Below are 12,684 nucleotides of genomic sequence, written 5' to 3'. Positions count from 1 at the left end.
TAAGTTTATATTATAAATGCAAAACTTCTAATAGCTGATATACTTAATTCATATGGTTCAACATCAACTTGTCTTAATGAATATTTTACATTTAAAAGTATTCTTTCCATTAAAGTTTCAAAAGAAAAATTTGAATGACTATAAATTGATTCTTTTTTATTCTTTATATATTCAAGATTTTTAATAGTATTTAAGTCACTATCATTTTTTTTCATAAGTTCTAATTGCCAGTTATTTTGCCATGTATTAAAAAGATATTGTCCCTTGAAGTCTTTATTTTCTCTTATTTTCCATCTTATTACTTGTAAATAAGTGTAAAGCTCTTGCATATACTTTTTATTGTATTGACTTGCTATAAATTGATGTTTATTTTCTAATCCAAAGGCTTTATAGATTAGCTTGTACATACCAATAATTAAAAAATCATTTCTATTTTCTATATCATTTTGAGTAAAAGCATAATATAAATACTCATTTGCCGTTTCTAATTTATATCCATCTTGAATGATATTTATATAGTCTTGTTTTGAAGCTATTTGAGAGTAAATACTCTTTGAAAGTTTTTCATTGAAATCATAAGGATTTCGTAAATCAAGTTTTTTCTTATACTCTTTTAAATCTTTTAAAATCTCGTTTCTATAACTTGCAACTAATGAAGCTGAGTTAGTTTGAACTGCACTAGAAAGGCTAGACTGATTTATAGAACAGCCTTGAAAAAGAAAAATAAATAGTGTTAATAGACAAACTTTTATACCTGTTTTAAATCTCATTTTCAAGCCTTTTTTATTAAAAGCTATTAAGAAATAGCTTTTAATTCATTTTCAATTTTTTCTAGTTTTGTTTTTGCATCTTCTAATGCTTTTTTATTCTCTGCAACAACTGCTTCAGGAGCATTTGCAACAAATCTTTCATTTGATAACATTCCGTTTAGTTTATCAAATTCTTTTTGAGTTTTCTCTTTTTGCTTAGTTAATTTATCAATAATTGGACTCATATCAATTTCACTTGTGGGTAAATATACCTCTAAATTATCAGATACATCTGTGATAGAGTTTTCAACTTTTGCATCTACAAACTCAATATCTTCAACTTTTGCTAGTTTTTCAATAAATGGTTTTGCTAAAGCAGCGTCTATTTGCTTATCTAATTTAATATAAGCTTTTGCAATTTTTGAGTTACCCATATCAATAACTACTTTTGCTCTTCTTAATGCTGTAATAGCCTCTTCAATGATTGCAAACATATCTTCTGTTTCTTTATCTTGTGTAATCTCTTTAGGGAATGAAGTAACCATTAAAGATTCTGCTCCATCTTCTAATGAAGTTCCTGATAATTTGTGATATAAGTAATCTGAAATAAATGGCATAAATGGAGAAACTAATTTTAAAGTCTCTTTGAAAATAGCTCCTAGTTCAGAAATTGATTCTTTTGAAGCCTTAGAGTATTCAATACCCCAATCACAGAACTCAGTCCATACAAATTTATATAGAATTGAAGCTGCTTCATTAAATTTAAATGCTTCTAATGCCTCTCTTACATCTTCAACAGCATGAGAAAGTCTTGATTGCATATATTTACCAAGTGCAGTTTTAATCTCAATATCTTTTAAATCAGCAAATGTATCAACATTTAATGTTAAGAAATTAGCTGCATTATAAAGTTTATTTGTAAAGTTTCTAAACTGCTCTAAGTTTTTAGCTCCAAGCTTAATATCTCTTCCTTGAATTGCTAAGTATGCTAATGTAAATCTAATAATATCAGCTGAATGTTCTTCAACCATATCAAGAGGATCAATTACATTTCCTTTTGATTTAGACATTTTAGCTCCATGCTCATCTCTTACAAGTGCATGCATATAAATATCTTTAAATGGTAGCTCTCCTTGGAAGTGATCACCCATCATCATCATTCTAGCAACCCAGAAGAACATAATATCAAAACCTGTAATAAGTAAAGAGTTTGGATAGAAGTCTTTCATATCTTGCTCTAAATCATATAACTCTGGTAATTTCCCATTATTTCCCCAACCAAGAGGTGACATAGCCCAAAGTGCAGAAGAGAACCAAGTATCTAATACATCAGGATCTTGAGTATAGTGTTTTTCACCACACTTAGGACAAGCTTCTGGTTCATCTGCTGTGTCAGCCCATTGATGGTTACATGAGTTACAAGTAAATACAGGAATTCTATGTCCCCACCATAATTGTCTTGAAATACACCAAGGTCTTAACTCATCCATCCATGCAGTATAAGAATTAATCCAGTGTTGAGGGTGGAAGTTGTTATGTGCTTTTGTTTTCTCAATTGAAGACTTTGCAACTTTTTCACTTAAAAACCATTGTTGAGAAATAAACGGCTCAACAATATTTTTACATCTATAGCAGTGACCTACTTGATGTTTATGATCTTCTATTTTTACAATATATCCTGCATTTTCTAAAGCTTTTACAATAACTGGTCTTGCTTCAAGTCTCTCTAAACCTTGGAACTCTCCACAGTAGTCATTTAAAATACCAGCTTCATCAAAACACTTGATAAATTCTAAGTTATGTCTTTTCCCCACTTCGTAGTCATTTTGATCATGAGCTGGAGTTACTTTTACAACACCTGTTCCAAACTCCATATCAACATGAGAGTCTGTAATAACTTTGATTTTTCTATCAGTTAAAGGTAGAACTACTTCTTTTCCAATAATGTCTGTATATCTTTCATCATCAGGGTGAACCATGATAGCTGTATCCCCAAAGTATGTTTCAGGTCTAGTTGTTGCTACTTGAAGTTCACCACTACCATCAGCAAACTTATAAATCATATGGTAGAACTTACCATTTACTTCTTCATGTTCAACTTCAATATCAGATAATGCACCATCGTGCGTACACCAGTTTACCATGTAGTTATTTTGAGTGATATGTCCATCATTATAAAGAGATACAAATGCATCTTTAACAGCCTCTTTAAGACCCTCATCCATTGTAAATCTCTCTCTTTTCCAAGCAGGAGTAACTCCAAGTTTTCTCATCTGATGAACAATATTTCCACCAGAAGTTTCTTTTTGAAGCCAAGCTCTCTCTAAGAACTTTTCTCTTCCAAGTTCTTCTTTTGTAGTACCTTCAGCTAAAAGTTGTTTTTCAACAACATTTTGAGTAGCAATACCAGCATGGTCTGTTCCAGGTTGCCATAAAGTTTTAAACCCGTCCATTCTTTTATATCTAGTAATAATATCTTGTAGTGTAAATGTAAGTGCATGACCAATATGTAGTGAACCTGTTACATTTGGTGGTGGCATCATAATTGAAAAGTTTTTACCCTCTTCTTGTATATCTTTGTTTCCATCGATTTCGAAGTAACCTCTATCTTCACAAATCTTATAATAGTTATCTTCAACTTTTGATGGTTCGTATTTGTTACTCATAAAACTTCCTATTTATAATGTTATGTTTTCTTTAAAATATACGCGATTATAGCTAAATAATCCTTATATTATATTTGAGGGTCTCCTGCTATTTTTTCATCCTCATCACCTTTTACTAAGCCTGCTTCCTTTAAAAACAAACTAGCCACAAAAGTTAGTTTTTTTATTTTGTCATATTTTGCAAAGGATAAATAAAGTACATCCTTAGCTCTTGTAACTGCAACATAAAAAAGTCTTCGCTCTTCTTCTATACTTCCGCCCTTACTCATCAACTTTCTATTTGGAAATCTTCCATCCATCAGGTCAATTACATAAACTTCTTTAAACTCTAAACCTTTTGAAGCATGAACAGATAAAAGATTTACCCCATCTCCCTCACTCATTTCACTTCCACCTAGAATCATTGAGTTTACAAATTTTGATAAATCATTGAAATTTCTAGATAGATTTTTTAGAAGCATGATTTTTCTGTTTATTTTTGCTAAACCTTTGGTTTTTTGCACTACATTTACTGTTCCATCTTTTTGTGTGGCTCTTTTAGTTGCTAATATCTCTTTGATTTTTGAGTACATCATAGATGAAGATATATTGCTTACTAAAGTTTCAGGATTTCTACTTCTTCTTAAATGTTTTAATAAAAGATAAAAGTCATAAATATATTTAGCTCCATCAACCGAGAGCTTTGGATGCTTTAAAATAGGATTCCCTAAAAATGCCTCTTCAAAACCACAGTCTTTAAATTTAGAAACTGAACCTAACTCAATAAAATCATCAAATAAACCTAATTGTATATTTTTAACTTTATTTGACTCATATGGATTTCTTATATCTTGGTCAGGTGAGAATAAACCTTTAAACATATCTCCATGACCTAATTTTATCAAAGCATCAAAAACATCTTTAGCAATAGCTTTTCCAATTCCCTTACCATGTTCAAGTACGTGAATAAAGGCCATCATATCATTGTGTGAAAGTTGCATCACAAGCATATCAAGAATAAATTTTATCTCAACAGAATCAAAAAAAGACATTCCACCTTTTCTTTTAGCAGGAATAGAAAACTCTCTTAAGTTAGCTTCAATACCATCAGCACTAGAATTGTTTCTAAAAATTATGGCTATTTCATTATGAGGTGTTTCACTTTGTGAAATCAACTCTGAAATATAATGATACTGAGAAAACAATTCATTAAAAGCTAGAAGCCTTGGTTTATGGTTTGTTTGAGTTCTCATAACTTCAAGGTTTTTTTCATAAATTCTTTCATTATGTTCTATTACTTTTGTGGCTAAATCAAGTATTGGTTTTGAAGACCTATAATTTTTTCTAAGTGTATAAACTTTTGCATCTTTATATCTACTTGAAAAAGTTGAAATAATACCAATATCAGAGCCATTAAAAGCATAAATACTTTGATCATAATCCCCTACACAAAAAAGTGATTTAGGTCTAAATCCATCTAGAAGTCTACCTTGTAAAGGGTTTGTATCTTGATATTCATCTACTAAAATTTCTTTAAATTCAAACTCTTCTTCTTCTAAAGTTTCTAACATAATTGTAAGTAAATCATCAAAGTTTGCATAACCATATTTCTTTTTAAGTTCATTAAACTCTAAAACTACATCTTCATATATCATCACATAAAGTTCATGATCTGGGTTTTTATTTTTTACCCATTCTCCAAAACCTTCACCCTCATTTGAATTAAGATAAAGTGAGTACATATCATAAAGATAACCACCATCATATGGATTTATACCCTCTTCTCTTTCATAAAAAACTCTTTTTTCATAAAGAGATTTAAACAATGTTTTTAATTCATTTGGTTGTTTTAAAGTTATGTTTTTATTTAGCTCTTTTAATAGTTTATAAGAAACAGAATGAAAAGTTCCAGCCATAATTTGTTTAGCTACATCTTTTCCAAAAAATTTAGCTACACGCTGTACCATTTCTGCTGCGGCTTTATTTGTAAAAGTTAATAAAAGTATCTCTTTTGGTTGAACACCATTATTTATAAGGTTTGCAATTCTTCCAACAATTGTAGATGTTTTTCCAGTTCCTGCACTAGCAATAATAAGGTTAAATCCCCTATTACAAGTGGCTGCTTCTAGTTGTTCTTCATTTAGATTTGATAATGGCATAGGTTTATATATTTTTTTCAGTAGGATTTGTCATTTGGGAATATTAGCATAAATTCATTAAGACTTATTGAATAACAAAAAATTAGACAAAAAAAAGAGGTGCCATTTCTGACACCTCTTTTTAACACAAGGAAACATAAAAAAAATTATTTATATTTAAGAAATCTTATCTTAAAAATACTTACATAAATAAGTCGCTGCGTCAACTTATCTATAGGAAAATTATAACCTCTCATCATTAACTGATTTATAATAAATGATTAACCAAAAGTTAACTTGTATAAACCTTACTATTTTTCACTATTATTTGCAATAGTTTATAATATCCAATAACCAAAATCACAGCAATATAACAAAACATATCAATATCAATAGTTTTTTGAGCCATAACAAAATGAATAGTTATTAAAAGTAAAGCTAAATAAACACTTGCGTGATATTTACTATATTTTCTGAAAAGCTTTCTTGTTGAAGTAGCTGCCATAAATAGTAAAATAAAAAATGCAATCATTCCTAGATAAATAAAAGGCTTATCAAAAGTCTCTTCAAGTATAAAATATATGTCAAACTGAGCATCAAAAACTACAAAATTTATCATATGCACTAAGGCATAAAAAAATCCCCATAGACCTATGGCTCTTCTGTATTTTAGAAGATTTACTCTTTTTTTAATAAGTGAAATAGTAATAGAAAAAAATAATATTACTGTTGAAACTATTCCACTTATTGTATATATATATTTTACTGGATCATTTACTTCAATTATAAATAATTGAACTAATAAAAATATAAGAGGTAAAAATAGTGTTATGTGAATTGCTAATCTTTTCATCATATAAACTTTCTTAAATCCATCCCTTTATAAAGATGTGCTACTTCTTTTTCATAACCATTAAACATCAAAGTGTCTTGTTTGAAAAATTTACCAAGTACTCTTTCTCTTTTTTGAGACCATCTTGGATGATCTACATTTGGGTTTACATTTGCATAAAAACCATACTCTCTTGAATTTTGTTCTTGCCAAGAATTAACAGGTTGTTCTTCTACAAAAGAAATTCTAACAATTGATTTTATTGATTTAAATCCATATTTCCACGGAACAATAAGTCTTATAGGAGCTCCATTTTGATTTGGCATTTTTGAACCATATAAACCCACAGCCATAAGTGTTAAGTCATTCATAGCTTCATCCATTCTAAGACCTTCTACATATGGATATTTAATAGTTGCAAAAATTCCTCTTGCTTGGTCAGGGAACTGCTCTTCATCAAGTAATGTTTCAAATCTTACATATTTAGCTTTTGATAAAGGTTTTACTTTTTTGATTAAATCTTTTAAAGTAAAGCCAATCCAAGGTACAACCATAGACCACCCTTCTACACATCTAAATCTATAGATTCTCTCTTCTAAACTCATAGTTTTCATTAAATCATCTAAATCTAATGTCATCTCTTTTTCAACTAAACCATCAATATCAATAGTCCAGTTTGAAGTATCAAAAGTTCTAGCTAAATCTTTTACTCTTGTTTTAGATGTAGTGAATTCATAAAAGTTATTATATGTAGTGATTTGTTCATAGGTATTTAATTTTAAGTTATTTAAATTTTTATCTTTTATAAAATCTAAATTTTTTATAGGAATGTTATCTTTTGCTAAAGTCTCTAAAATAGCTCCACTAGCTACTAAACTTGCAGCACCAAGTTTTAAAAAGTTTCTTCTTTTGTCAAATAATTCTTTGGGAGTTACTTCATTTTCATTTAGTTGCCAAGATGGCTTTTTGATTATTTTCATAAATATCCTTTACACATTTTATAAAAGAAGTTTAATCTTTTAGTGTAAAGGATATGTTTAGTAAACTAATAAGTTTTGATTATTAAGCGTTTTTTGCAGCTTCTAAAATCTCTGCGTAGTTTGGTTCTTCTGTAATTTCTGGACAAATCTCTTTGAAAGTTACTTCACCTGCAGCATTGATGATAAATACAGCTCTACAAGTAACACCTGCTAAAGCACCATCAGCAATTAATACACCATAAGCATTAGCGAACTCTTTAGCTCTGAAGTCAGAACCAACAGTTACATTTTCAATTCCTTCAGTTGTACAAAATCTTCCCATTGCAAATGGTAAGTCCATAGAAACTACAACTACTTCTGCATTTTCAATACTTGCAGCTTCTTCGTTGAATTTTCTAGTTTCAGCAGCACATACAGGAGTGTCTAATGATGGAACTACAACTACAATTTGAGTTTTTCCAGACTCTCCACCAACTTGTACATTTGATAAGTCTTTTGCTACTACATTTACAACTGGTGCTTTATCACCAACATTTACTTCATTTCCAGTTAAGTTTACAACATTACCTTTTAATTTAGTCGTTGCCATATTTGTCCTTTGTTTTAATTAATTGCCACCATTATAATAAAACAGGATAAATTTTGTCTTAATTAAGGGGTGTCAATTTACAAATGTTACTATTTGAGTCTAATTCCCTCATCTTCTAGTGTTATTTTACTATCATTTATAAGTTTTGTAAGTGTTGCTTTAAAAGCTTTTTTACTTAAACCAAAAGTATCTTTTATATCTTCGGCATCACTTTTATATGTATATTTCATAAAACCACCATTCTCTTTAAGTAGTTCTATTACTTTATCATCAGATATTTTTTTACCAATCTTTTGTAAAGATATATCTAACTTTCCATCAGTTCTTACATTTTTAATATAAGCTTTTTTTCTATCCCCTACTTTTATATTTTCAAAGATTTCATTATGAAAAATCATTCCTTCTGTTTTATTGTTTACAATAACTTTAAAACCTAAAGGTGTTTTTGAATAAAGTAAAATATCTACCTCATCATTTTGTTCAAATTTCTCTTCATTTTTTTCTAATGTAAACTTCTCATTTGCAATAAGTCTATTTGTTCTTTCATCAAGTTCAAGTTGAAGTACTTTGTAGCCACCTACTGTGTATGAACTTCTTTGCTTATTTTTAGGAACTAATATATCTTTTGATAAACCAATATCAACAAATGCTCCGAATCTAGCAGTATCAACTACTTCAAGTGAGGCAAATTCATTTAAATATACATAAGGCTTAAGTGTAGTAGCAACTATTCTATCTTCGCTATCTGTGTATATAAATACATCTACAAAAGTATCAACTTCCATTGATTTGTCTATATAAGCGTTTGGAAGTAATACTTCCTCATCATTTTTAGCTATTAAAAATAGCCCAAATTCTGTAACTCTATTAACTCTTAGAGTATTAGTTTTTCCAACTTCTATTTTTTCATTCATTTTGGTAATTCCGTTCTTTAAATTTTAAAGTATTATATCTAAATTTTTAAACTATCTTAATTTTTAAATGTTATATTTTTAGTTATATGATACTTTAATGAATAAACTGTTAAAATAATTTTAATAAAACCCTAGTTTAAATATATCTAATATTTAAATTTCAGATAATTAAACTCATGAAAGATTTACTATGAAAATTACAATCATACTACTATTATTGGTCAATGTACTCTATTCTTTTAATCTTACAGAAGAAGAAAAAGAGTATCTTTTAAATAAAAAAACTCTAAAACTTCATACTGAGATGGATTGGGAACCATACAATTTTACAGAAAATAATAAAGAAATGGGTTTTGTAAATGATTATATGAAGCTACTTGAAAAACAACTTCCAGTAAAGTTTGAGTTTATAAAAAACAAAACTTGGAATGAACATTTAGATGCTTTAGAAAACAATGAAATTGATATTGTTTCAAATATGATTAAATCAAAAGAAAGAGAAAAAAGATTCAACTTTAATAAAAATTCAATTTTTACTATTAAAACAGCAATTTTAAGTAAAAAAAACTATTCAAACTTTAAAGAGCTTAAAAACAAAACTGTAGGTACTATGGAAGGTTATTATATTAATAGTGTACTGAAAGATAAATATCCAAATATAAAAGTTGTAAGATATACTAGTATATACAAATTAATAGAAGCTATGATAAATGATAAAGTTGATGCAATAACAGAAGATTATTCAGTACTTACATATATTGCAGAAAAAATACTTTTAGATGAAAACTTCTCAATTAATGCCTTACTTGATACAGAATTAATCAATAAAGTTTTTATAGCAACTAATAAACAAAATAATATCCTTTCTTCTATTTTAGACAAAGCTATACAAGGTGTGCACCCAAAAGAAAAAGAAAAACTTTTTCATAAATGGCATATGCTTCATGAACATAAATACATTCCTAAAAATATCACTAAATTATCTTATAAGGAAAAGAAGTTTTTAGAAAAACAAAATACCTTTAGCGTGTGTAGTAAATATAACTATTATCCTATCTCTTTAGAAACAAATAAAAAACTATTAGGGATTTCAGCAGATATATTAAATAAGATAAGTTCAAGCAATAATATTAAATTTGATATTTTATCCATCTCATCACAAAAAGATTTTCAAGATAAAATAAAAACTAATCAATGTGATTTAGTAACTTTTATAAAAAAAGATTTACACAATTTTGATAATATGTATTCAACACAAACAATTTATAAAAACTCTTTTAAGATTTTAAGTAGCATAAAATCTGTGTTTGTAAAAAATATTGAAGATATGAAAACTGATATTTTTTTTATAAGAGATAAGAATTATTATCTTGCATTAAAAAAGCAACATCCAAAATTAAATCTTATACTTGAATCAAATCTTTCTAAAATAATGTCTAATATTGAAGAGAATACAAAAGCTCATTTTATTGAAAACAGTCTTACTGTAGAGTATATTATAAAAGATTATGGTTTTGATAAGTTTAAGATAAATGGTTCAATTCCAAATATTATAGTAAAAGCTACAATTGGGGTTAACAATAATTTTGATCCAATTTTAACAGAGATTTTAAATAAAAGTTTAAATAAAATTGGTAAAGAAACTATTAATTCTATAATTAAAAAATATGAGATAAAAGAGTATGAGATTAAAAATAGTTACAACAAAGAACTTCTTTTCATAATAGCTATTTTAGTTCTTTTAGGAATTTTACATACTTTTAAAAGCTATATTATCAAAAATGAAAAAATCAAGTTTGAGTCCTTATTATACAATGCCACAGATGGAGTACATATACTAGATAAAAATGGAAAGCTAGTAATGTGTTCAGATTCTTTTGCAAAGTTTTTAGGATATTCAAAAGAGGAAGCTTTAACTTTAAGTAAAAAAGATTGGGAAATAAATGCTGTTTCTTTAAGTGAAGAGCAAATAAATAATATCATTAAGAAAAATGAATTTATTGAAACAATATATAGAAAAAAAGATGGAACAAATATTGATGTTCAAGTTTATGTAAAATTTATATACTTAAATAAAACTAAGTATCTTTATGCCTCATTAAGAGATATTACAAAAGAGAAAAAAGCACAAGAGAAGCTTGAAAAGTCTCATAAAAACTTGGAAAAATTTGTAGACACACAGGATAATATTGTTTTTTTAATACATAAAAAAACTATAACTTTTGCAAATAAACAGTTTTTAGAGTTTGTTAACTGTAAGAGTCTAGAACAATTTAAAGAAATACATAAATGTATTTCAGAGTACTTTATAGAAAATGATAGATTCTTTCATTTAGGAAAAGTTCCAAAAAATAAAAGCTGGATAGAAACACTAAAAGATATACCTGATAATAAAAGAGTTATTTCAATGGTAGGAAAAGATTTTAATCCAAAAGCCTTTTCAATTACAGTAAATGACTTTGATGAAGATACTTTGATTGTTAGTTTTACTGATATTTCACACACTGTTATTGATAGCATAGTACTTGAAAACAAAGTAATTCATGATAAACTTACAAATGCTTACAATAGAGAGTTTTTTGATCAAAACTACCAAAATATAATTAACAAATATAATAAAGACAATTCTAAATTTGCACTTGCTTTACTTGATATTGATCATTTTAAAATTGTAAATGACACTTTTGGACATGATGTAGGTGATGATGTACTTATTAAGTTTGTAAAAACTATACATAAGTATTCTAGAAAAGATGATATTCTTATTAGATGGGGTGGAGAAGAGTTTATTTTACTTCTTAAAGTAGACTCAAAAGATGATTTAGAAAATGCTTTAGAACATTTAAGGGCTTCAATACAAAAACAAAGATTTGAAAAAGTTGGAGAGAAAACCTGTTCTATTGGTGCTACAATTTATAATGAAAATGAAGAGATAGAAAATACAATAAAAAGAGCCGATGAAAACGTGTATAAAGCAAAAAATGCAGGAAGAAATAAAGTTGTAATAAGTTAAGACAAACTATAAAATATAGTCTGTCTTATCTTCTAAGTAGTTTAACAACAGTTAAAATAACAACTGCTGAGATAATAATACTTGCACCTGAACTAATATCATAATAGTATGAAATAGCAAGTCCTATTATTGTAAATAGAGTTGCTAAAGCTGAGCTTAATATCATCATCGTTGAAAGTCTTGAAGCAAAACTTTCAGCTAAATATGTAGGTATTGTAAGTAATGCAATTACTAAAATTAAACCTACAGCTTTTATAGCTGCAACCACACAAAGTGAGGCAAGAATTAAAATAAGTGTATAAAAAAACTTAGTATTAATTCCTCTTAATGAAGCAAATTCACTATCATAAGATACAGCTAATATCTGCTTATAAAAAATCATAACTATAGAGATAATAAATATGTCTAAAATAGTCATATATAAAACATCCCCATTAGATACAGCAATAATAGAACCAAATAAATAAGACATTAAATCCACATTATAACCAGGTGTTATATCAATAAATATAATACCAACAGCCATACCAAATGCCCACATCAAACCGATAATTGAATCTGCTCTATTTCTATTTTTAAGTGTAAGCATAGCAATAACTACAGCTGTAATTATTGCAAAAACAGTTGCTCCAAATAAAACTGGAATTCCTAGATAAATAGCAAGCCCAATTCCACCATATGAACTATGAGCTATTCCACCTGTTAAAAAGGTAAGTCTATTTACAACTACTAGTGAACCTATAATTCCTGCTGAAATTGAGATTAAAATTCCAGCTATTAAAGCATTTTGAATAAAATCATATTGTAAAGCTTCTAACATCTCA

General features: G+C 27.7%; 9 protein-coding genes. 1 reads left to right on the top strand and 8 read right to left on the bottom strand.

The genetic code is table 11. The features are described 5' to 3' along the window. Nucleotides 1-5: 5 nt before the first annotated feature. The 7 genes from NJU99_RS03620 to NJU99_RS03590 form a co-directional block, all read right to left on the bottom strand. A complete protein-coding gene (locus NJU99_RS03620; protein WP_254577367.1) occupies nucleotides 6-770 on the bottom strand; it encodes a hypothetical protein in 765 nt (254 codons plus the stop codon). Between the two features lie 26 nt (nucleotides 771-796). Next, entirely contained in the window at nucleotides 797-3,415 is a 2,619-nt protein-coding gene (locus NJU99_RS03615; protein WP_254577366.1) for a valine--tRNA ligase, read from the bottom strand. 68 nt (nucleotides 3,416-3,483) lie between these two features. Further along, complete coding sequence (locus tag NJU99_RS03610) at nucleotides 3,484-5,553, bottom strand: ATP-dependent helicase (RefSeq protein WP_254577365.1); 2,070 nt, start codon at nucleotides 5,551-5,553, stop codon at nucleotides 3,484-3,486. A 271-nt stretch (nucleotides 5,554-5,824) separates the two neighbouring features. Then, nucleotides 5,825-6,388 carry a protein-methionine-sulfoxide reductase heme-binding subunit MsrQ gene (locus NJU99_RS03605; protein ID WP_254577364.1) on the bottom strand — a complete coding sequence of 188 codons (564 nt, stop codon included), beginning with the start codon at nucleotides 6,386-6,388 and terminating at the stop codon, nucleotides 5,825-5,827. After that, nucleotides 6,385-7,344: a protein-methionine-sulfoxide reductase catalytic subunit MsrP gene (msrP, locus tag NJU99_RS03600; protein WP_254577363.1), complete on the bottom strand. Its 960-nt coding sequence runs from the start codon at nucleotides 7,342-7,344 to the stop codon at nucleotides 6,385-6,387. The genes NJU99_RS03605 and msrP overlap by 4 nt, the downstream gene beginning before the upstream one ends. Nucleotides 7,345-7,426: 82 nt before the next feature. Further along, nucleotides 7,427-7,933, bottom strand: coding sequence for a thiol peroxidase Prx-SUH (gene prx-suh, locus NJU99_RS03595; protein ID WP_254577362.1), 507 nt, complete (start codon nucleotides 7,931-7,933; stop codon nucleotides 7,427-7,429). Between the two features lie 89 nt (nucleotides 7,934-8,022). Continuing rightward, a complete protein-coding gene (locus NJU99_RS03590) occupies nucleotides 8,023-8,847 on the bottom strand; it encodes a CvfB family protein (RefSeq protein ID WP_254577361.1) in 825 nt (274 codons plus the stop codon). Between the two features lie 190 nt (nucleotides 8,848-9,037). Here NJU99_RS03590 and NJU99_RS03585 point away from each other — a divergent pair, with 190 nt between their 5' ends. Next, the gene (locus NJU99_RS03585; protein ID WP_254577360.1) at nucleotides 9,038-11,860 is read left to right on the top strand and encodes a diguanylate cyclase; all 2,823 of its coding nucleotides are present in this window, start codon (nucleotides 9,038-9,040) and stop codon (nucleotides 11,858-11,860) included. A 25-nt stretch (nucleotides 11,861-11,885) separates the two neighbouring features. Here the strand turns inward: NJU99_RS03585 and NJU99_RS03580 are convergent, their stop codons facing one another. Further along, nucleotides 11,886-12,680, bottom strand: a complete 795-nt coding sequence (locus NJU99_RS03580; RefSeq protein ID WP_254577359.1) for a metal ABC transporter permease — start codon at nucleotides 12,678-12,680, stop codon at nucleotides 11,886-11,888. Nucleotides 12,681-12,684: the final 4 nt, after the last annotated feature.

It is taken from the genome of Arcobacter roscoffensis (assembly GCF_024267655.1).
Classification (GTDB): domain Bacteria; phylum Campylobacterota; class Campylobacteria; order Campylobacterales; family Arcobacteraceae; genus Arcobacter_B; species Arcobacter_B roscoffensis.
This window is presented reverse-complemented; position numbering and strand designations above follow the sequence as displayed.